This window comes from Leifsonia sp. NCR5 (assembly GCF_002105485.1).
Taxonomy (GTDB): Bacteria; Actinomycetota; Actinomycetes; order Actinomycetales; family Microbacteriaceae; genus Leifsonia.
This window is the reverse complement of the sequence record NZ_NCSR01000008.1, coordinates 1-21676: the sequence shown is the minus strand read 5'-3', so window position 1 is coordinate 21676 and position 21676 is coordinate 1. Positions and strand designations below refer to the sequence as shown.

Sequence of the window (21676 nt, the reverse complement as noted above, 5' to 3'; positions counted from 1 at the left end):
GTGACCCGTCCGGTCTCCGTCGCGCTCTGCACGTTCAACGGCGCGACATACATCCGCAGGCAGCTGGCGAGCGTGCTCGCCCAGACGGTGCCTCCGACGCAGCTGGTCGTCTCCGACGACGGCTCGACGGACGCGACCATCGCGATGGTCGAGGAGGAGCTGCGGGCGCACGAGGCGGCGACGGGCTGGAACCCCGAGGTGGTGCTGCTGCGCAACGAGACGCCGCTCGGGGTGACCGCGAACTTCGAGCAGGCGCTGCGCGCATCCACCGGCGAGCTGATCGCGCTGTGCGACCAGGACGACGAGTGGGAGCCGCGGAAGCTGGAGAAGCTGGTCGCGATGTTCGACGCGCGGCCCGGACTCGGCTTCCTGCACACCGACGCGCAGCTGATCGACGACGACGGAGCCCCGACGGGCGGCACGATCTTCGGGGTGCTCGAAGTGTCGGAGGAGGACAGGCAGGCCGTGCACTCCGGACGCGCGTTCTCGGTGTTCGTGCGCCGCAACATCGCCACGGGCGCCACGGCGATGGTGCACCGCGACCTGGTGGCGGCGTGCGCGCCGTTCCCCGCCGAGTGGGTGCACGACGAGTGGCTGGCCATCCAGGCCGCAGCACGCGACAGGCTCGACCTGAGCGAGGAGCCGCTGACGCGCTACCGGCGGCACGCCGCCAACCAGATCGGGGCGGGCGACCCGACCATCGGCCACAAGATCCGCCGCGTTCTCGGCGCCCGCGGCGACCGCAACCGGATGCTCGCCGCGCGCTCGCGCATCCTGGCGGACAGCCTGCGCGGTGCGGACGGCGTCGACTCGTCGAAGGTGGCGCTCGCCGAGGAGAAGGCGGCGTTCGAGGCGACGCGCGCCGAGCTTCCGGCGAACAGGGTGAAACGGTTCGTGCCCGTGCTCCGGCTCGCGGCGGGCGGAGCATACCCTCGCCTGGCGAGCCAGGGCTGGATGGATGTGGTCAGAGACCTGTTCCAGCCGGCGTGAGGCCGGCGGGTGCGGTCTCTTCCGTAGGTTGCACGGCATTCACAGGTACAGCATCCACCGGCTCGACGTCGTCCTCCTCGGAGCGCGACCACGCGGAGACGTGCAGCAGCAGCGCCGCCGCCAGCACGAGCAGCACGGCGAACAGGGCCAGCCACAGCCAAGTGCCGCCCGGAGGCGTCCACGCGGACTGCCCGAACAGGTAGGTGCGCATCGAGCCGTTGGAGCCGACCGCGTAGCGGCGGAGCGTCGACTCGAAGGCCCAGAACTGCGCCCCGGCGGCGCCGACGGCCACGATCACCGCGATGCGCCGCCAGGCGTATGGCGCGCGCACGAACGCGGTCTCGCCGAGCAGCGCGGCGAGTCCGACGATGAGGCAGAGGAACAGCGGCAGGTTGTACCTGCCCTGCCAGATCATCCCTCCGCCGTGGATGTACGCGGCCTGCACCAGCGCGGGGCAGAGCAGGAAGGCGGCGACGAGCAGCCACGCGACCAACAGGCGGCGACGTCGCAGCACGACGACGGCGCCGACCACGATGGCCCCGATGGCGAGCCCCCAGAGGTAGAGCACCACATCCGGCGCAGGGGTGTCGAGCCAGCCGAACAGGCCGACGAGGCCCTGGCTGTATCCGACGGTCCCGATGAAGACCTTCTGGAAGCCGACGAGCGGCGACGCCCCGATGCCAGGGAAGGAGAGCGCCTGATCCGGATGCTCGATGGCGTTGGCGAGCGAGTTGGTGCCGACGGTCCACAGCCCGGCAGCGATGGTGCCGGCGGCGACCACGGCGATGAGCACGATGACGGCGCGTCGTTTGAGGAGCGCGACCAGCGCATCCCGGTCGGCCAGCAGCAGCAGAGGCACCACGAGCGCGAGCGCCACCCACAGTGGTGAGAGCCCGCGCGCGTTGACCGCGACGACGGCCCCGGCCATCACCACGACGGCCCGGCCGGTGAGCCGGGAGGCGTCGGGGGAGAGGGTGATCGCGAGCATCCCGCAGAAGACGGCGAGGGTCGCCGTCGCCTCCAGGGCGCTCGGGTTCACCGAGCCGCCGAGGAACAGCAGCATCGGCGTCACCGCCACGGCGAACGCCAGCAGCGGCACCCTGCGGTTGCGCATCGTGGCCACGATGGCGAACGCGAGCGCGGCGAACAGCGTGGTCAGCAGGCCGCTCAGGATGCGCATGGCGTAGATCCCCGACGCATCGTGGAAGACCAGAGACGGGAGCCCGACGACGGCGTAGTAGAGCGGGTTGTACAGCCCGGCGGTGGTGGGGGCCTCGACGCTCTCCCACGGGTCGGCACTGGGCGTGTACGCGCAGTTCGCCGTGACGGTCGGGTTGAACGCGAAACAGGTGACGGCGTGCGATTCGGCGATGTAGCGCGGCACCGTGACGATGTGGCCGGCAGGGGACGGCGTCCCGACGAGCTCGCCCCGCACGACGCTTGCGGCGCGCACGATGTGGGCCGGCTCATCCGGGGAGGCGGACGGCGGGGTGGCGAACACCCAGGCGGTCGTGAGCGCGAAGAGCACGGCCCACGCGACGAAGAACGGCTTCAGCGGGATGGAGCGGCGTCTCGGTGCCTGAGTGGCGGCGGGCGCGACCGTGCCGCTTCCCGCCTGTGGGTTTCCCATGAGGCAAAGGTATCGGACCGGACGGTCAGACCGCGGCAGGCTCCTCCGTCGGGGCGAGGCGCGCATCCACACGGGTCACCCGGTCGATGGACCGCAGTACCAGCCAGCCGGCCACCACGACCACCGCCGTGAACACCAGGAGCCACAGCAGGTTGCCGCCGGGCGGCGCCCAGGCCGGCGTGCCGAACAGGAACTGCTTGAGCGAGCCGATCGGGGTCACCGAGTATCGCCGCAGCGTGTTCTCGAAGGCGTAGACCTGCCCGAACGCCAGCACGATCACCACGAGCCAACCGAACCGCCGCCAGATCGCGGGGGCCCGTTCCACCCGGATGCGCCGGCCGAGCATGACCGAGAGTCCCACCAGCAGGCAGAGGAACAGCGGCATGTTGTACCTGCCCTGCCAGATGATGCCGCCTCCGGTGATGTACGCGGCCTGCACGATGGGCGGGAGCAGGATGAAGGCGCCGAACAGCACCCAGGCGAAGACGAGCATCCGGGAGCGGAGGAGCACGAGGGCGGCGGCGAGCAGGATGCCGACGAGGGCCGACCAGATGAAGAACACCTCGGGAGGGGCCGGCGTGTCGAGCCAGCCGAAGATGCCGATCAGGCCGTGGCTGTACTCGGTGGTGCGCACGAGGGTGATGAAGAAGCCGCTCAGTGGGTTGGTGCCGACGCCGAGGAAGCTCTGCGGCGTCTGGTCCGGGTTCTCGACGGCGTTGTAGAGCGAGTTGGTCCCGACGGTCCAGGCCAGGGCGGCGATGGTCGCGAGCACGACGCCCGCCGCTGCGGCGATCACGGGTGGTCGCCGCAGCAGCGCGACGACCTGCCGCCACGGGACGAGCACGAACGGGATGAGGATGGCCAGCAGCACCCACAGCGGCGAAAGCCCGCGCGTGTTGACCGCGACCGCTCCACCGGCCAGCACGATCATCGCGCGCGACAGCAGCCGGGAGCGGTCAGGGTCGAGCACGGCGGCGATGATGCCGACGAACACGGCGAGGGTGGCCGTGGCCTCGATGCCGTTCGGGTTCACCGAGCCGCCGAGGAAGAGCAGCATCGGCGTCACCGCGACGGCGAAGCCGAGCACCGGGATGGCGCGGCGCCGCATCCCCCACAGGATCGAGAACGCGAGCGCGGCGAACAGCGAGGTGACGATGCCGCTGACGATGCGCATCGCGTAGATGCCGGAGGTGTCGTGCAGGAGCAGCGTCGGCCAGCCGACCAGCAGGTAGTACACCGGGTTGTAGAGCCCGGCGGTGGTGTACGAGGTGGTGAGGGCTCCGGGGTCGGTGAGTGGGGCGAGCCCGCACTCGGCCGGACGCTCCTGGTGGAAGGCGAAGCAGGTGTCCAGCTGGGTGCGCGCCACGTACGCGGGGACGGTGACCCGGTGGCCGTCCTTCGACGGCGTTCCGATGAACTGGCCGCGCGCGACGCTCGCCGCCTTGACGATGTGCGCAGGCTCGTCCGGGGATGCACCGATCGGGGTGGCGATCGCCCAGCTCGCGCAGAGGGCGGAGAGCAGCACCCAGACCACCAGGAAGGCGCGCCAGACCCTGGGCCGGTCGCCGGGGAGGGTGGATGGGCCGGCGGTCGGCGTGCTGGCGGTGGTGCTCACCCTGCGCTACTCCTTTTCGTCGCTGAGTGCGGCGATGCGCTGCTCCAGCTCGGCGATCCGCAGCTCGTGCAGAGCGCTGCGCTCTGCGAGGGTGCGGGTCTTGCTCTCGAGGGTGGTCAGTTCGGAGCTGTGCTGGATGCAGACCAGGAACAGCACGGCGATGCTCACGAAGAACACCAGGTTCACCGGAGCCCCGACGCCGATCAGTCCGGCCGCCCAGTCCAGGATGGTCGGGAAGACGCCGATGATCAGCGCGAGCACACCGGCGATGAGCCACCAGATCGCGTGCCGTTCGCGCATCCGGCCGCGGCGCAGCATCTCGATCACCACAGCGAGGGTGAGGAGGGCTGCGAGGATTCCGAAGATGTAACTGGTGATCGACATGGTCAGGCCGTTGCCGTTTCCTTGATGGCGGTGCGGGGGCGCATGAGCGCGACGAGGAGGGCGATGAAGGCGCGGGCCAGGTAGACGGCCGCCTTGATCGGGTTGTGCGACGGCTGGCCGCCGGCGCGGGGACGCATCGAGGTCGGCACCTGGGCGACGCGCAGACCGCCGCGGGCGGCGATCACCAGCGCCTCGATGGTGTCTCCGAGGTATTCGGCGGGGAAGGAGTGCGCGAACAGGGCGATGGCGCGCGGACCGGCGGCCTTGAAGCCGCTGGTGGTGTCGTTCAGGCGCGTCCGGACGACGCGGCTGAGGACGGTCGAGAGCACGTTCATGGCCCAGCGGCGCGGGCCACGGACCTCGTAGTCGCCTTCGCCGGAGAAGCGGGCGCCGATCACCAGGTCTGCGCCGTCGAGGGCAGCGATCAGGGACGGCACGTTGCCAGGGTCGTGCTGACCGTCCGCGTCGATCTGCACGGCGACGGAGAAGCCGTTGTCCCTCGCGAACTGGTAGCCGAGGCGCAGTGCTCCGCCGACCCCCATGTTGAACGGCATGGATGCGACCAGGGCCCCCGCCTCCTTGGCGATGTGCGCCGTGTCGTCGGTCGAGCCGTCGTCGACGACGAGGCAGGTGACGCCGGGAAGTTTGGCGTAGACCTCGGCGACGACGGCTGCGACGGATGCCTCCTCGTTGAAGGCGGGCATCACGATCAGCGTCTGGGAGAGATCGAAGGGCATGGAAGTCAACGTACTAGATCGGTGTGGGCGTCAGAGCTGGTGCGACCGGCCGGTCGGGAGCTCGGCTGTCGGTTCGATATTCTCGCACGTCCTGCTGAGCGCCCTGATCAGGAACCAGACGGACAGCCCGGTCGCGACGGCGAACACGACGGCGACGGTCGGCCATCCGCCCGGCGGCTGCCACTGCGGCGCCCTGATCATGTCGATCCAGGTGAGGTTCGGCTGCAGCCCTGTGACGTACCGGCGGAGCATCCACAGGAACGCGGCGAGCTGGCCGATGCCGAGCAGCACGACGGACACGCGCATCACGGCGGTGAGCCGCCTGTCGGCGGCCGGCAGAGCGCGGTCGAGCCCGATCCCGGCGAGGATCGCGAGGAGCACGGCGGGTGCGATGGTGTACCTGCCCTGCCAGATGTATCCGGCGTCGTGGATGACCGCTGCCTGCGAGAACGGCGGCACGAACACGATGGCGAGCCCGAGCAGGAGCGCGCCGATCTTCACGGGGCGGGGGCCGAGAGTCGCGCCGAGCAGGATCACCATCCCGCCGATGCTCGCCAACACGGCCACGGAGAGCGCTGGCGCCGGGATCTCCAGCCAGCCGAACTGGGCGATCCAGCCGACCATGAAGCTGAACGTGTTGTCGATGGTGTTGGAGAATCCCTGCCACCAGCTGCTGCCGGCTCCGACGGGCGCATACCCGGGGGTCAGCGACCGCGGCCGCAGGTAGAACAAGGTCGCCGCCACGGCGACGGCGCCGATCACGACGATGCCCACCCAGGTCAGCCACGACCGGAACACCGTGCGAAGCACGTCCCGCCTGCCGAGCAGCAGCGCGATCACGAACGCGAGCGCCAGCCACAGCATCGCGATGCTCCTGGTGTTCACCAGCAGCAGGCTGACCACCACGATGCCCAGGATGCGCAGCACCAGCCACCGCCCGGCCGCCGGCGTTCCGAAGGTCAGCAGCAGGAGCGCGAACGCCGCGGCGGAGGCCGCGACCTCGATGCCGTTCGGGTTGAGCGTCCCGGAGAGGAACAGCACCATCGGGGTGACGCCGACCGCGAGACCGCCGAGCGCCCAGCGGGAGCGGGGGAGGCTCCGCAGCGCCGTGAAGGCGAGCGCGAGCAGGGCGGAGCAGAGCAGCGCGTTCACGAGCCGCATCGCGTACAGCCCCTTCGCACCGTCGAGGAACGCGGTCGGCCAGCCGACGAGCACGTAGAAGACGGGCGTGTTCACGGTGGTCGACGTGTGGCCGGTGGTCGGCGCATCCGGGTTCTGGATGGGGGTGACGCAGGAGGCCGTGACGGCCACGTTCCTCTTGAAGCACGGCATGTGCGACTCGAGCTTCGCGAAGTAGGTGGAGACGGTCTGGTCGATGGTGCCGGGGATGGTCTTCGACTCCGGCCCCCAGAGCTCGCCGTGCGCTGCGGCGTTGGCGCGGATGGCGTGCGCGGGCTCGTCCGGGCTCGCGCCAGGAGGGGTGGCGATCGAGAAGCTCGCCATCAGGAGGAACAGCAGCCCGAAGGCGATGCCGAACACGGTCAGCGGGCGGCGAGCGGGGCGGATGTCCCCGTCGTGCTGGGTCATGCACCGTCCTGTCGTCGTCCGGATGGCCGATGGCCCGGTGGTGAGGTAGGTTCGGTTCTCGAACAACCGGGTTCCATCGGAGAGGAACACAGTGGACGATATCACCCGTCGCCCCGCGTCCCGCTGGTGGGTGGCCGGTGTGCTGCTCGTCGTCGTCGCGGCCGGGCTGGTCGTCGTCGGGGCCGGCTGGACCGTGTGGGTGCTCGCCGCCGCCGCCGCCCTCTGCCTGGCCACGGGCGTCGCCGCGTTCGCCGGCTGGAGCCTCGGCGTGCTCTCCGCCATCGCCGTCCCGCTCGCGGTCGAGGCGTACGGCATCCGGATCTTCCACAGGATCGGGCTCGGCGTCTTCACCGGCAACCTGCTCGTCCTGGTCGTGATCGCGCTGGCCGGGCTGGTGCTCGTCGCGCTGAGCGGCGACCGGATGCGCCTACCGGGCAGAGCCGTCTGGTGGGGTGTCCTCCCCGCGGCCGTCGTGCCCGCGATGGTCGGGACGGTCTTCGCGATCCTGCCCGCGCTGCGCGACGGCAACGCGCTCTCCTGGGCGATGCGCAGCGACGCCGTCTGGAACCTGGTGTCCGCCCGCTTCCTGCTCGACGACCGCGGCCTCAACCCGTCGCTGCACCCGAACTCGTCTCCGATGACCGCCATCCTGCTCGCGGCCGGCATGGCGCCGGGCCGGGCCGGGGCGAAGACGACCGAGCTGTTCCACCACGACATCGCCGCGATGGCCGGGGTGTTCGCGCTCGCGACGGTCATCACGAGCCTGCTCGCCGGCCTGGTGGTCGCGCAGCTGGTGCGGCCGGAGCATCCGGTGTTCCGCGCGATCGGGGCCGTGCTCGGGTCTGCGCTGATCGCATCCTGGTTCGTGGCAGGCTTCTCGTTCGAGTTCGGCTTCTACAACGTGATGCCGACGGTCGCCTGCCTGCTCGGCAGCTGGCTCGCCTGGCGGGCGGCACCACGGGCTCCTGTGGTGGCCGTCGCGCTGCTGCTGGCGATGACGACCGCACTGCTGGCGCTCTGGGCGTTTCTCGCCATCGTGCCGCTCGCGCTCGCCGCGGTGGCCGCGATCCGGCTCATCCTGCGCCGCCCCCGATCGTTCGGCTGGCTGTCCTGGACGATCCTCGCCGTCGCGGGCGCCCAGCTGCTGGTGTATGCCGTGCTGGTCTCCCTGCGCGACCTGCGCCGCGACCAGGGCGAGCTGGCCCAGGGGGGCTCGATGGCGCCGGTGAGCCCCGCCCTGTTGTTCATCCTGATCGGCCTGGCGGTGGCGATCACGGCGGTCACCGCCCGCACGGCGGCGCACCGCGCCGACCTCACGGGCGTCGTCACGGTGTCCGCGGCGCTGGCCGGGCTGTACGCCTATCTCGGGACGCAGGAGCAGGCCGACGCGTACTGGTGGGGCTACTACCCGGCGAAACTCGTCTGGTTCGGTGGCATCCTGCTGCTGGTGGTGGTGATCGGCCTCGCGCTCGACCGGCTCTCGCGGGTCGACCTCACCGTGTGGCCGCGGGTGGCGGCGACGGCGGGCGTGCTCATCGCGGTCGTCTCGATCGCGGCCAGCGTGCTGCCCAAACCACCGACACTCGGCGCACTGGTGCCGTACGGCGACATCCTCGCGGGGGAGGGTGTCGCCTCCGGAGACGACGTGCTCCCGGCGATGTTCGCCCTCGACGACCCGACCGACGCCAAGAACATGCTCGTCGGCTATTACGACTGGAAAGCCGACGGCTTCGCCAACCTCTGGCTCCTCGGAGCATCGGCGACCAGCGGCACCGACCCGATCCGCCCGTATTCGTACTACCTGGACGTCCGCTCGCTGAAAGACGTCTGCTCGGCGGTGAAGGCGTGGGACGGCGGCGTGACGATCCGCACGAGGGACGAGACGCTGCGGGCGAAGCTCGCGGCGACCTGCCCCGGCCTGGATGCGACGGTGCTGGTGGGGCGCATCCCGGTCAGCGGGTGAGGTCGGCTACTCCGACGGACCCCGCAGCGCGTTCACGATGAGCACGACGGCGAGCGTGGCGACGGCGATCATGCCGCCGAGATTGAGGAACGGCCCTCCACGGTTCGCGCCGGAGTGGTCGCTGAGATTGAGGACGATGCCGACGATCGTCAGAATCGCGGCGGCGGCCAGCGGGATGAACCCCAGCCGGTTGCGCCGCAGCGTCGACCGGCTCATTGGGCCCAGCAGACGAACCCGGCGTCTGCTGGCGACCGTTCTGCGTGATTGTCCCCGGCGGTGAGAGGAGATTTCATGCGGCTTCCGTTCCTGGCGTTGGGCCTCGTTGCCCACTGCGGCCAGGGTAGCCATTCGGTTACGCGTTAGATATCAATTTCAGCCGAAATACTGACATCAACTCCGCCACCCTAGAAACACGTGCCGCAGCAACGCCCGCAGCCCGGCGCCGTCGCGCTTCGCGAGCGCCGACGGCAGCTTGGTCGCCGCGTTCAGCCGCGACGACCAGTGCGCCGACGCGACGCGCGCCGCCTTGCGCCAGCCGTGCCGCCGCAGCACAGCCGCCTTCGTGAGGAAGAACGCGCGCTCCTCGTCGAAGCGGGTGCCGTCCTGCGCCGTCCAGGAGGAGACGCTGCCCGCGTGCCTCCGGTAACGGAACTCGTGGTCGGGCAGCAGCACCAGGCTGCCGCCGTCGAGGACGATGTCGATCTGCAGGTTGAGGTCGAGCACGACGTCGAAGTCGGGGTCGAAGCCGTGGCGGCGCACCGCCTCCGTTCGCCAGCAGATCGACGGGAAGTATGTCCAGTTGCCGCGCAGCAGACTCACCGCGAGCGCTTCCCCGCTGAGCTCGGCCGGCGCGCTGTGGGTGGGACGGTACCAGCCTTTGACCCGGTCGGCGAGGGGGAGCGTCTCGCGGCCGTCGTCGCCGATCACGGTCACCGCCGGCTGGAAGTATGTGCCCGTGGGATGAGCGGCGATGGCGGCGCGCATCCTGGCGATGTAGCCGGGTTCGAGCAGGTCGTCGCAGCCCATCAGGACGAAGTGCTCGCTCGTCACCAGCTGCACCGACTTGGTGAAGTTGCCGCTCACGCCGAGGTTCGTCTCGTTGCGCAGATGGTGGATGCGCGGATCACCGAGCGCGCTCACCCACTCGCCGGGCTCCGTGTCCGGGTACACGTCGTCGATCACGACGAGACGCCAGTCGTCGTCCGTCTGGGCGATGACGCTGTGGACGGCGTCGCGGAACAGCTGGGGGTCGCCGTAGAACGGCATCATGATGTCGATGGTCACGGTGGAGGTTTTCGTCCGCTCGGAGCTTTTCGTCGTATGGTTGGCCTGCCGCGCCGAGGCGCAGAGCATCCATCCTGTCATGCCACCCCTGGAGTCTCCCATCACCAGCTATGAGCCGCTCAACGAGCCGATTCCCGACGAGTGGGAGACGCAGCCGGCGGGGTCGGGCGGGCGTTCGTCCGTCGTCCTGATCCTCGGTGCGACGGTCGTCTCCGGGCTCGCGGGATACGTGGTCACCTGGCGTGTGTTCACCTCGGTGGGCGCCGCGGGCTACGGCGTGTTCTCGGTGTTCTGGTCCGCGCTGTTCCTGGTGGTCGGCATCCTGTTCGGGCTTCAGCAGGAGTCGACGCGTGCCGTGGCGCAGACCGCCGTGCAGGCCGTGGATGCGGGCGCCGGCCGAGTGGGCGCAGGAGCGGCCGCCGCGATCCGCCGCACCTCCATGTGGTCGTTCGCCGCGATGGTCGCCGTGGTCGTCGTGATCGCCGTGCTGGCGACCAGCCTGCTCTGGGCGACGCCGAGCCTGGGCGCGCAGAACGCCGGCCTCGCCTGGTTCGTCGCGTTCGGCGCGGGCCTCAACTGCCTGGTGGCCGCCGCATCCGGCGTCATGGCCGGGGCGGGGATGTGGCGGCAGCTCGCCGCGATCGTCGCGCTCGACGGCGTGCTGCGCGTGATCGGCGTCGTCGCCGTGCTGGCGTTCACCGACGACCTCGTGGCGCTCGCCATCGCCGTCATCCTGCCGTTCCCCGTCTCGCTGGCGATCGTGTTCGCCTCGGCCCCGAAGGCGCTCGTCGCCAACGCCCGGGTGAGCATCGGGCTCTCCACCCTGATCGCGAACACCGGCAGGACGATGCTGGCCGCCTCCGCGACCGCCGTGCTCATCAACGGCTTCCCTCTGGTGCTGTCGTTCTTCTCCGGACCGGACAACCATGCGGACCTCGGCTCGCTCGTCCTCGCCGTCACGCTGACGAGGGCGCCCATCCTGGTGCCGCTGATGGCGCTGTCGAGCTTCCTGGTCAGCCAGTTCTCGCACCATCCGGAGCGCGCCACCCGCACCATGCTGACGATCATCGCCGGGATCGCCGCGGTGATCGTGGTGCTCTGCCTGGCCGCCTGGCTGTGGGGCGTGCCCGTGATGCAGTTCGTCTTCGGCGCGCAGTTCGACCTTGGCGCCGACGTTCTGGTGGCCCTGATCGCGTCCTCCGGGCTGATCGGCGCGCTCTGCGTGAGCGGCTCCGCCGTGCTCGCGAAGGGGCTGCACGGGGGATACGCGACCGGGTGGGTGGTGGCGTCGCTCGTCTCGCTCGCCGTGCTGTTCATCCCGCTGGATCTGCCGATCCGTGCGGCGCTGGCCCTCGCATCCGGACCGGCCGTCGGGCTCGTGGTGCACCTGGTGTGGCTGCGGGTCAGCTCTGGTCGTGCCGCGCCAGCCGAAGTCGCCAGCTCATCCCCTGCGAGGCCTTGACCCCGCAGATCACGAGGAGCAGCCAGCCGGCCTCCACCAGGATCGAGCTCTCGAAAACGCTGGTCACGAGCAGGGCGACCAGCACGAGGGGCGCCCAGGCGTAGACCACACTGCGCTTGTTGGATGCGAGCAGCCACGAGCGGCCGAACGCGAGCGCGACCAGGGCGACGAACAGCAGCAGCCCGATGATGCCAACCTGCAGGTAGACGTCGAGATAGGCGTTCAGGCCGTCCGAGTGGTAGACGCCCGTTGCCGCCTGGATGGCCGTGAACGGGTACAGCTCGGTCGGCCAGCTGCCCACCCAGCCCCAGCCGACGGTCTGCTCCACCGGGATGAGCTCCCAGATCTGGATCCACAGCTTGTAGCGCACCTGGAAGTCGGCCCTGGCGTTCAGCAGGTCGATCACCCTGGTGCGGTAGATGTACGCGGAGACGAGGGCGGCGATGGTGAACACCGCGAGACCCCACTGGTAGTACGGCCGCTGGTGCGCAGGCACCTTGCGCAGGCCGAAGAGCGCGAGCGTCGCGAGGCCGACGACCACGGCGACCGCCGCGATGACGGGGGAGTGCGCGAACAGCAGACAGAGCACGGCCAGCGAGATGGAGACGGCGGCGAGCGGCGCCCGCACCGACCGCGTCCTCAGCTCGACGAGGAACGTCACGAACGCGATCAGCGCCACGATGCTCAGCGCGTTCCGCGACCCGAACAGGCCCTGGATCGGGCCGCCCAGCGCGATATTGCCCTGGATGCCGAGGAACCGGATGGGCAGGTCCAGCAGGATCCCGCTCAGCACCTCCAGGGCGAGGGAGGCGGTCAGCAGCACCCGGAGCACGTCGCCGACGACGCGCACGATCTGGATCGCATCCCGCACCAGGGCGATGTAGACGGCCAGGAAGGCGAAGCTCAGCTGGTAGATCACCCCGGCGAGCGTGGCCCACTGGTAGGTGCTCCAGAAGATCGAGATGGCGCACCAGCCCACAAACAGGAGGATCGAGATCGGCAGTAGGCCGTGCCACTCGATCAGCTTCCTCTGCGCGACGAACGACAGTGCGGCGAGCACGACCACCACGCCGAGCGCGCCGATGAGCCCCGGCCAGCCGATGAGAGCCCGGATCGCGTGGGTCGAGAACCCGACACCGACGGCCACCAGCGAGAGCGCCGAATTGAACCGTGCCGAACCCAGGAATTCGGTCACCGCGACGGGGACCAGGGTTCGACGGGTCGCGGCCATGAACGCAATCCTACGGTGTGCTCTGCTTCGTCTTCACGGACAGCACCACGAGCAGCGCCCACCCCGCTTCGATCAGGATGCGGCTCTCCGCTGCGCTCTGCGCGATGAGCGCGGCGATCAGCAGCAGGGGCAGCAGCCCGAGCGCGGTGTACGGCTTGTCGTCCGCGATCGTGGTCCTCGGCCGGTCGACGGCGAAGAACCAGGAGCGGCCGAGCGTGGTCGCGACCAGCAGGATGAACACCACGAGTCCGACGATGCCGAGCTGCAGCCAGACGTCGAGCCAGGCGTTGTGCGCCTGCAGGTAGGTGACGCCGTTGCGTTCGGCGAGGTTCTTGAACGGGGAGACCCAGGGCGCCCAGTAGCTCACCCAGCCCCAGCCGAACACCGGGCGTTGCTGCGCCAGCCCGATCACCGAGTGCCAGATGTCGAGGCGGCCCGTCAGGTCCTCGCTCTTGCCGAACAGGGCGGGGATGCGCGAGGCGAACGCGATCAGCAGCCCGGCGGCCACCACGACGAGCGCTGCGGCGGTGAGGTAGACGGGACGGCGCCGGTCCGGCGCGACCCTGCGCATCCACAGGGCGAACGCGAACACGACGGCGGTGGCCAGCCCGGCCACGATCACCGTCGACGAGCGGGTGAGCGCCAGTGTCCCGACCGCGATCACCAGCCAGGTGATGCCCGCCCCGCGGCGCACGGTGCGGTCGGCGAGCTGGATGCCGAACACGATCACGGCCAGCAGCGCCACCATCGCCAGCAGGTTGCTGTTGCCCTGGATGCCCTGGATCTGCCCGCCGTGGAACAGCAGCCCCCTGCTCCAATAGAACGCGGCGGGCAGCTTGCCGGATTGGTACTCCGCCCAGAACGGCAGCACAGGATGCCGCACGAACGCGGCCACGACGAACTCGAACAGCAGCGACAGTCCCAGGATCCAGCGGAACGCGTTCGCCAGCGCGCGCAGCAGCTGCGGCCAGTCGAGGGCGAGCGCCAGGTAGAGCGCGCCGGCGGTGGTCGCGAACTGGGCGATCACGCCGAGCGCGCTCGCGCCGGGGTACGCCGACCACGCGATCGAGACGGTCGCCAGCAGGAGGAACAGCACGAGCATCCTGGGCAGCCTGCGCCAGTGGAAAGCGGGCCGCGTGCGCACCAGGACGACGATGCTCGCGGCGGCGAGCAGCCCGGCCAGCACGAAGTAGCCAGGCCAGCTGATCAGGTTGCGCCAGAAATCGCCCGCGAACAGCGTGAACAGCAGCAGTGTCGCGAACGCCGCAGCGCCGGATCCGGACGCGGCGGCGGCCACGCGTGCCCGGACGGACGAAGCGGAGGGTGCGGAGGTCACCTCGGAAGACTAGCGGACGGCAATTCAGGCGTTCGGTGTCGCGACGAACACCGTCCCGTCGCCGGAGACGGAGACGAACTCCTCGTCGGGCGTGACGAACACCGACTGCCCGCGTTCCAGCGTCAGCCCGTCGTGCTCCCCGGCGAGCTCCACCGAGCCTGCCGTGCAGATCGCGATGGCCGCGCCGGGCAGCGGGATGCGCGTGGACGGCGTCCCTGCCCCGACCGTGATGTGGTCGAGCGCGAAGTCGGGCACATCCGGTCGGAACACGTCGACGCCGGGCGCCGGATGCTCCGCGGCCATCGGCGTCGCCACGATTGGACGGAAGTCCAGGATGCTCACCAGCTCCGGCACGTCGATGCGCTTCGGCGTGAGGCCGCCGCGCAGCACGTTGTCGGACGCCGCCATCAGCTCGATCCCGAGCCCCCGCAGGTACGCGTGGATGTTCCCGGCCGGCAGGTACAGCACCTCGCCCGGGCGCAGGGTCGCGCGGTTGAGCAGCAGCGCGAGCACGATGCCCGGATCGCCGGGGAACGCCTCCGCGAGCATCCGGACGGTGTCTGCGGCGACAGCGAGGTCGTCGCCCGCCGGGTCCGGCTCGACGGAGAGCGCGGTGGCGACGACGGCGCCGACCAGCTCGCCCACCGCAGGGTCGCCGCCGAGCAGCCACTCGGTCGCGCGGCGGAGCACCTCGGTCGGCTCGCCGGCGAGGGTGCCGGCGAACGACGCGATCACCGCGCGCTCGCCGTCGTCCGCCGTCTCAGCGAGCGCGGAGAACAGTGCTGCGCTTCGCTCGACGTCGCGGAAGCCGCAGAGCGCGTCGAAGGTGTCGCTGAGCGCGTAGATCAGCTCCGGCTTGTGGAACGGGTCCTTGTAGTTGCGCTCGGGGGAGTCGATGGGGATGCCCGCGGCGTTCTCCCGCGCGAACCCGGCGGCGGCCTGCTCGGACGACGGGTGCGCCTGCAGCGACAGCGGGCCGGCGGCGGCCAGCACCTTCAGGAGGTACGGCAGGAGCGCATCCTGCCGCCCGAGCGACGTCTGCGGGTCGGCGGCCGTCCACGCGGCGAGGTCCGCCGCTCCACTGGTCTGCGCCGGGTCGGCGATCACCGACGGCGATCCGGGATGCGCGCCCAGCCACAGCTCCGCCTCCGGTCGTCCGCTCGGCTCGGTGCCGAGCAGCCCGGCGATGGCAGTGGTCGAACCCCAGGCGTAGTCGCGGGGGGTATTGCCGATGCGCACAAACATCCGTCGTGGTCCCTTTCGATTCGTTAGACCAAACTACCAATCGCTTTTGCGCGGCATTGCCGGTTCCCTAGGCTGGCGCTGGTCGCCAGCCGACCCGTCATCCCGCCGTACGACGCAATGGAGCAGCTATGTCCTTCGAGTCCCTCGCCAGCGATTTCTACGGATACGAGGACCTTCTCAGCACCCAGGAGAAGGACTTCCTCGCCCACCTCCGCTCCTACCTGGAGACCGAGGTGAAGCCGATCGTGAACGAGCACTGGGAGCGCGCGGAGTTCCCGCACCAGATCATCGAGGGGCTGCACAAGACAGGCACCGTCGGGCTCGGCTTCCCGGAGACCGCTCCGTTCGAGAACTCGGCCGTGTTCCGCGGCTGGGTCGCCCTGGAGCTGGCGAGGGTGGATGCGTCCGTCAGCACATACGTCGGCGTGCAGAACGGCCTCGCCCTCGGCGCCGTCGGCGTCTGCGGCTCCGAGGAGCAGAAGGCGGAGTGGCTGCCGAAGCTCGCCAGCGGCGAGGTGCTCGGGGCGTTCGGCCTGACCGAACCGCTCTCCGGCTCGGACTCCGCGCAGGGCCTGCGCACGATCGCGACGCGCGACGGCGACAACTGGGTGCTCAACGGTTCGAAGCGCTGGATCGGCAACGCCACGTTCAGCGACATCACCATCATCTGGGCGAAGAGCGCGGAGGACGGCCAGGTGAAGGGGTTCATCGTCCCGACCTCGACGCCCGGGTACACCGCGACGAAGATCGAGGGCAAGCAGTCCCTCCGCATGGTGCAGAACGCCGACATCACGCTCGAGAACGTCGTCGTGCCCGAGTCGCTGCGCCTGCAGAACGCCAACACGTTCAAAGACACCGCGGCCGTGCTCCGCCTCACCCGCGCCGAGGTCGCCTGGGCGGCCGTCGGGGTCGCGATCGGCGCGTACGAGGCAGCCGTCGCGTACTCGAAAGAGCGCATCCAGTTCGGCAAGCCTCTGGGAGCCCACCAGCTCATCCAGGATCTGCTGGTCAAGTCGCTCGGCAACATCACCGCATCCATCGCCCTCTGCACGCGCGTCTCCGAGATGCTCGACACCGGCAAGCAGCGCGACGAGCACTCGGCACTCGCCAAGGCGTTCGCCACCTCCCGGATGCGCGAGACCGTCGCCTGGTGCCGCGAGATCCTCGGTGGCAACGGCATCGTGATCGACTACGACGTCGCCCGCTTCTTCGCCGACGCCGAGGCCCTCTACTCCTACGAGGGCACCCGCGAGATGAACACCCTCATCGTCGGCCGCTCGATCACCGGCCAGGCCGCCTTCGTCTAGCAGGCGATCCGTTCGGCGCCGGCGGGCCGGATAGGCTGGGCGTTCGGCAGTCGAGCGTTTGAGGAGGACCGCGTGGCGTGGTTGGTGACCGGAGGAGCTGGGTACATCGGCTCGCACATCGTGCGGGCGTTCCGTTCGGAGGGCATCGACGTCGTCGTGGTCGACGACCTGTCCAGCGGGCATGAGGAGTTCGTGCCGGCGAACGTCCCCTTCTATCGGGGGACCATCCTGGACGGCGCGCTGCTCGAACGGGTCTTCGCGGAGAACAGCGTCTCCGGCGTCGTGCACGTCGCCGGTTTCAAGTACGCGGGCGTCTCCGTGCAGCGTCCTCTGCACACCTACGAGCAGAACGTGACCGCGACCGCCGTGCTGCTCGCCGCCATGCAGGAGGCGGGGGTGGATGCGATGGTCTTCTCGTCCTCCGCCGCCGTCTACGGCACGCCGGACACGGACCTCGTCACGGAGAGCACGCCGAAGAGCCCGGAGTCCCCGTATGGCGAGTCGAAGCTGATCGGGGAGTGGCTGCTGCGCGACCAGGGCATCGCCGCCGGTCTCCGCCACACCAGCCTGCGCTACTTCAACGTCGTCGGCTCCGGCGATCCTTCGCTGCGCGACACCAGCCCGCACAACCTCTTCCCTCTGGTGTTCGACGCGCTGGTGGACGGCCGCACGCCGCGCATCAACGGCGTCGACTACCCGACGCCGGACGGCACCTGCGTCCGCGACTACATCCACGTCGCCGACCTGGCCGTCTCGCACGTCGCTGCCGCGAAGCGACTGGATGCGCACGAGGCGATCGAGCCCGTCTACAACCTGGGCAGCGGCGACGGCGTCTCCGTCGGCGAGATCATGTCGACCGTCGCCGCAGTGACCGGCATCGACTTCACCCCAGAAGTGGGGCCGCGCCGCGCCGGAGATCCTGCGAGGATCGTCGCATCCGGTGAACTCGCCGCCCGGGATCTGGACTGGAGAATGCGCCACACCCTGGACGAGATGGTTCGGAGCGCCTGGGAAGCACGCCAAGCGGCATCCTGAGCCCTCTCCTGGCCGTCCGACGGGGGTAGAACGGCCGGGCGTGTCGGGATTGTTGTGGAGCGTCGGCGCGTCGCGAACTCTCGACCAGGACTCAAGGCTTTACGATTTGCGACTTGACTCTTGCGAATGACAACGGTGTAATTATTCCAACACGTTGTCTTGCGTGCTTAGCAGTTAATGGGTGGGAGTCCGATATGACAGTTCCTGAATATCGCTCTGGAGTACCCGACGACTGGTTCATCGACCCGGTCAAACTGGGGGTTCCGGGTGTCCGGCCGAATGTCGACGACGACAATCCGCTGGCCTGGCAGTCCGACTCGCTGTGCGCTCAGACCGACCCGGAGGCGTTCTTCCCCGAGAAGGGCGGATCGACCCGCGACGCCAAGCGCATCTGCACCTCGTGCGAGGTTCGCACCCAGTGCCTCGAATACGCTCTCGCGAACGACGAGCGGTTCGGCATCTGGGGTGGGCTGTCCGAGCGCGAACGCCGCAAGCTGCGCAAGCGCGCCAGCTGAATTCGCGCCGCGCCCGATCTGCCTCCACGGATCGACGCGAGGCCAACCTAGGCTGACTCCCGATGTATCCGAGAGTCACTGCCATCGTCGTCGCCCAGAGTGGCGGCCCCCACCTTCAGCGCACTCTCGACGCCATCGCGGCACAGACGAGACAACCGGATGCCGTGATCGCCGTCGACTGTGCGTCGACGGACGACGCCGCCAAGCTGCTCGCCGACTTCCGCCCCACCCAGCTGCTCTCCGTGCCGGAGAAGCTGCCGTTCGGCGCTGCCGTGGCGACAGGCGTGCGGGTGACGGCTCCTCCGTCGTCCGACCACGAGTGGCTGTGGCTGCTCGCGCAGGACACCGCACCCGAGCCCGGTGCTCTCGAAGCACTTCTCGGCGCCGTCGAGGTCTCGCCCTCCGTCGCCGTCGCAGGACCCAAGCTGGTCGACTGGGACGACGCATCCTTCATCCGTGAGTTCGGCGAGGCGATGACGCCGCTCGGCGCCGCGGTGCCGCTGGTCGAGAACGAGATGGACCAGGCGCAGCACGACGGCCTCACCGACGTGCTCGGCGTCTCGTCCGCCGGGATGATCGTCCGCCAGACCGTGTGGGACAAACTCGGCGGTTTCGACCCCGGCCTGCCGACCGCCGACGACGGACTCGATTTCTGCACCAGGGTCCGTCTCGCGGGCTTCCGCGTCTCCCTCGTCGCCCAGGCCAGGGTGGCCATCGCGGGCGACGGCGTCGCAGGACCCAACCTCTCCCGCAAGTGGACCGTGCGCCGCCGCCTCACCAAGGAACGGCGAGCTGCCCAGCTGCACCGCCGGATGGTCTACGCGCCTGCCGCTGCCGTGCCGTTCCACTGGCTCAGCCTCGTGCCGCTCGCGATCCTCCGCTCCATCGGCCGCATCCTGCGCAAGGAGCCGGGCTCGGTCGGCGGCGAGCTGGCCGCGGCGTTCAGCGTCGCGTTCTCCGGGATGCGCGTGAGTACCGCCCGCCGCACGCTCGCCCAGAACAAGACCGTCGGCTGGGCGGCGGTCGCTCCGCTGCGCATCCCGTTCGACGAGGTGCGGCGTGGTCGCGCGCTGAAACGCGAGGCCGCGCAGGTCGGCCAGCAGGGCGAGCGACAGGAACTCGACTTCTTCGGCACGGGTGGCGGTTGGACGGTGCTCGCGGCACTGGTCATCGGCGTCGCCCTGTTCTTCCCGCTCTTCGGGAGCGCGGCGCTCACCGGGGGAGGGCTGCTCCCGCTCAACGCGTCGGTCGGCCAGCTGTGGGCGAACCTCGGCTACGGCTGGCGGGATGTCGGGCTCGGCTTCACCGGAGCCGCCGACCCGTTCGCGGCGGTGCTCGCCGTGCTCGGAACGCTGACCTTCTGGCAGCCGTCCGTCTCGATCGTCGGCCTCTACTTCCTCGCGGTCCCGCTCGCAGCGCTCGGCGCGTGGCTGGCGGCGGCGCGGCTCACCTCCAAGACGACGCTGCGCATTTTCGCCGGCCTCGCCTACGCACTCGCGCCGACGCTGCTGGTGGCGCTGCAGGGCGGCCGTCCTGCTGCCGTGCTCGCGCACGTGCTGCTCCCGTGGCTGTTCTTCGCCGGGCTCGCCGCACGCCGGTCGTGGGCGGCCAGCGCGGTCACCGCGCTGCTCGCCGCGGCGACGGCGGCGTGCGCACCCGTGCTCATCCCGGCCCTCGCTGTCGCCTGGATCGCGGCCATCGCGTTCGGTGGACGCCGTGCCGCACGCATCGCGTTCATCCCGTTGCCCGCTGTTGTGCTGTTCGCGCCTCTGGTCTGGCAGCAGATCTCCCGCGGGGCGTGGCTGTCGATCTTCGCCGACCCCGGCGTGGCACTGGATGCGCGGCAGACGCCGGCCTGGCAGCTCGCCCTCGGCTTCCCGGACGGCACGCTCGGCGGCTGGCACGCGCTCGGCTCCGTACTGCCGTTCGACCTCGCCGAGGCCGCCCCGAACATCATCGTCCCCATCCTGCTCGCGCCGCTCGGCGTGCTGGCGATCCTGGCCCTCTTCCTCCGCGGGTCGAGCAGGGCGATCGTCGCGCTGCTGGTCGCCCTGGTCGGCTTCCTCACCGCGGTCGCCGCGCTGCACGTCCAGGTGACGTTCGCCGGATCCAGCGTCGTGCCGATCTGGCCCGGAACGGCCGTGAGCCTCTACTGGCTCGGACTGATCGGGGCAGCGGTCCTCGCGCTCTCCGCTATCGGCCGCGCCGCCGTCTACCCGGCCTGGGTCGCGCTCCTCACGCTCGCCATCGCCGCCGTCCCCTCCGCCATCGCGCTGCACGACGGACAGTCGAAGGTGGTCGAGAGCGACGGACGCACCATGCCGGCGGTCGTCACGGCCAAGGCCGCCACCCAGCCCCGCACGGGAACGCTGCGCATCACGCCGCAGCCGGACGGCGGCATCGCGGCGGAACTCATCCGCGGCGCCGGGCAGACGCTCGACGCGCAGAGCACCCTCAGCTCGACGGAGCGCACGCTGTCACCCGAGCAGAAGGAGCTGGCGACGCTCGCGGGCAACCTGTCGTCCCGGAGCGGCTACGACGGCTCTCCGACCATGAAGCGCCTCGGCATCGACTTCGTACTGCTCGCACCGGCAGCGGTGGACCTGAACCAGAGCACGGGCGGGAACGCCCCGGTGAGCGAGCCTGCCAAGGTCAGCGGGGTGCGCGCATCCACCGCCCTCGATGCGAACCCGCTGCTCGCCCCCGTGGGTGCGACGGTGAGCGGGCAGCTCTGGGCGTTCGACCGCGGCACCTCGGCGGAGCCGAAGGCCGCGCTCGTCCCCGCGGACGCCGGAGGGACCTGGCGGCTGATCGTGCTGCTGGTGCAGGGCATCGTCATCGGCATCACGCTGCTCATGGCCATCCCGACCACGCGCTCGGCCGACCGCGTCGCCGAGCTGAACTCCCGCCGCCCGAAGCGCCGCCACGGCGACGAGGACGACCTCGTCGTCACGCCCGACGACGAGCCGGAGCAGCCGAAGGACGGCGAAGAGGCCGTGGCCGACGAGACGCTCTCGGAGTACGAGGCGGAACCCGACGACGAGGCGGCCGTCGAGTCCTCCGAGGTGGAGGAAGCGGCGGAGCCGGAGCCGGAGCCTGTGGTTGCCCCGGGGCCGGAGGTTGAGCCAGAGCCGGTGCCTGAGCCCGACCCGGTGGTCGAGCCACAGCCACAGTCGGAGCCAGCGGTCGAGCCTGAACCGGAGCCCACAACCGTGGCCGAGCCAGCGCCCGCCGTCGAGCCGCAGATCGCCAAGCCAGAGCCACACACTGAGCCGGATCCGGAGCCCGTCCCCGAGCGCGACACCGCCGCGGAGCACCAGCACCCCGCATCCACCCCGGATGCGCTGGTCCCCAC

At 70.3% G+C, this 21676-nt stretch carries 17 protein-coding genes; 7 read left to right on the top strand and 10 right to left on the bottom strand.

All coding sequences use genetic code 11. The features are described from left to right. Positions 1-990, top strand: a complete 990-nt coding sequence (locus tag B7438_RS08535; protein ID WP_085369126.1) for a glycosyltransferase family 2 protein — start codon at positions 1-3, stop codon at positions 988-990. Here the strand turns inward: B7438_RS08535 and B7438_RS08530 are convergent. The 5 genes from B7438_RS08530 to B7438_RS08510 are packed head-to-tail and all read right to left on the bottom strand — an operon-like array spanning position 965 to position 6943. Then, entirely contained in the window at positions 965-2620 is a 1656-nt protein-coding gene (locus tag B7438_RS08530; RefSeq protein WP_085369125.1) for a DUF2142 domain-containing protein, read from the bottom strand. The genes B7438_RS08535 and B7438_RS08530 overlap by 26 nt on opposite strands. A gap of 25 nt (positions 2621-2645) precedes the next feature. Next, complete coding sequence (locus tag B7438_RS08525) at positions 2646-4235, bottom strand: DUF2142 domain-containing protein (RefSeq protein ID WP_085369124.1); 1590 nt, start codon at positions 4233-4235, stop codon at positions 2646-2648. Positions 4236-4241: 6 nt separating this feature from the next. Next, a complete protein-coding gene (locus tag B7438_RS08520) occupies positions 4242-4619 on the bottom strand; it encodes a DUF2304 domain-containing protein (RefSeq protein WP_085369123.1) in 378 nt (125 codons plus the stop codon). Between the two features lie 2 nt (positions 4620-4621). Beyond that, entirely contained in the window at positions 4622-5356 is a 735-nt protein-coding gene (locus B7438_RS08515) for a glycosyltransferase family 2 protein (protein WP_085369122.1), read from the bottom strand. A gap of 30 nt (positions 5357-5386) precedes the next feature. Then, positions 5387-6943 carry a DUF2142 domain-containing protein gene (locus tag B7438_RS08510; RefSeq protein WP_143465746.1) on the bottom strand — a complete coding sequence of 519 codons (1557 nt, stop codon included), beginning with the start codon at positions 6941-6943 and terminating at the stop codon, positions 5387-5389. Between the two features lie 91 nt (positions 6944-7034). Here B7438_RS08510 and B7438_RS08505 point away from each other — a divergent pair, with 91 nt between their 5' ends. Beyond that, complete coding sequence (locus tag B7438_RS08505; protein ID WP_143465745.1) at positions 7035-8906, top strand: hypothetical protein; 1872 nt, start codon at positions 7035-7037, stop codon at positions 8904-8906. Positions 8907-8912: 6 nt separating this feature from the next. On the opposite strand, the gene B7438_RS08500 is transcribed toward B7438_RS08505, so the two are convergent. Both B7438_RS08500 and B7438_RS08495 read right to left on the bottom strand, forming a co-directional pair. Next, positions 8913-9122, bottom strand: coding sequence for a hypothetical protein (locus B7438_RS08500; protein WP_085369119.1), 210 nt, complete (start codon positions 9120-9122; stop codon positions 8913-8915). A 174-nt stretch (positions 9123-9296) separates the two neighbouring features. Continuing rightward, positions 9297-10190: a glycosyltransferase gene (locus B7438_RS08495; RefSeq protein WP_085369118.1), complete on the bottom strand. Its 894-nt coding sequence runs from the start codon at positions 10188-10190 to the stop codon at positions 9297-9299. 79 nt (positions 10191-10269) lie between these two features. Here B7438_RS08495 and B7438_RS08490 point away from each other — a divergent pair, with 79 nt between their 5' ends. Further along, positions 10270-11652, top strand: a complete 1383-nt coding sequence (locus B7438_RS08490; RefSeq protein WP_256921932.1) for a lipopolysaccharide biosynthesis protein — start codon at positions 10270-10272, stop codon at positions 11650-11652. On the opposite strand, the gene B7438_RS08485 is transcribed toward B7438_RS08490, so the two are convergent. Genes B7438_RS08485 through manA form a run of 3 tightly spaced genes read right to left on the bottom strand, consistent with a single transcriptional unit; the run spans position 11594 to position 15464 of the window. After that, complete coding sequence (locus B7438_RS08485; RefSeq protein ID WP_085369117.1) at positions 11594-12883, bottom strand: exopolysaccharide production protein; 1290 nt, start codon at positions 12881-12883, stop codon at positions 11594-11596. The two genes, B7438_RS08490 and B7438_RS08485, sit on opposite strands and share 59 nt — an antisense overlap. Positions 12884-12893: 10 nt before the next feature. After that, the gene (locus tag B7438_RS08480) at positions 12894-14219 is read right to left on the bottom strand and encodes an O-antigen ligase (RefSeq protein WP_085369116.1); all 1326 of its coding nucleotides are present in this window, start codon (positions 14217-14219) and stop codon (positions 12894-12896) included. A 24-nt stretch (positions 14220-14243) separates the two neighbouring features. Continuing rightward, positions 14244-15464, bottom strand: coding sequence for a mannose-6-phosphate isomerase, class I (gene manA / locus B7438_RS08475; protein ID WP_085369115.1), 1221 nt, complete (start codon positions 15462-15464; stop codon positions 14244-14246). Positions 15465-15592: 128 nt separating this feature from the next. Between manA and B7438_RS08470 the strand changes: the two genes are divergently transcribed. The 4 genes from B7438_RS08470 to B7438_RS08455 form a co-directional block, all read left to right on the top strand. After that, positions 15593-16771: an acyl-CoA dehydrogenase family protein gene (locus B7438_RS08470; RefSeq protein WP_085369114.1), complete on the top strand. Its 1179-nt coding sequence runs from the start codon at positions 15593-15595 to the stop codon at positions 16769-16771. Positions 16772-16843: 72 nt separating this feature from the next. After that, positions 16844-17806, top strand: a complete 963-nt coding sequence (gene galE / locus B7438_RS08465; RefSeq protein ID WP_085369113.1) for a UDP-glucose 4-epimerase GalE — start codon at positions 16844-16846, stop codon at positions 17804-17806. A 194-nt stretch (positions 17807-18000) separates the two neighbouring features. Continuing rightward, complete coding sequence (locus B7438_RS08460; protein ID WP_082581223.1) at positions 18001-18321, top strand: WhiB family transcriptional regulator; 321 nt, start codon at positions 18001-18003, stop codon at positions 18319-18321. 62 nt (positions 18322-18383) lie between these two features. Next, positions 18384-21676: glycosyltransferase family 2 protein (locus B7438_RS08455; protein WP_143465743.1), on the top strand; the 3293-nt coding region annotated here is incomplete at its 3' end.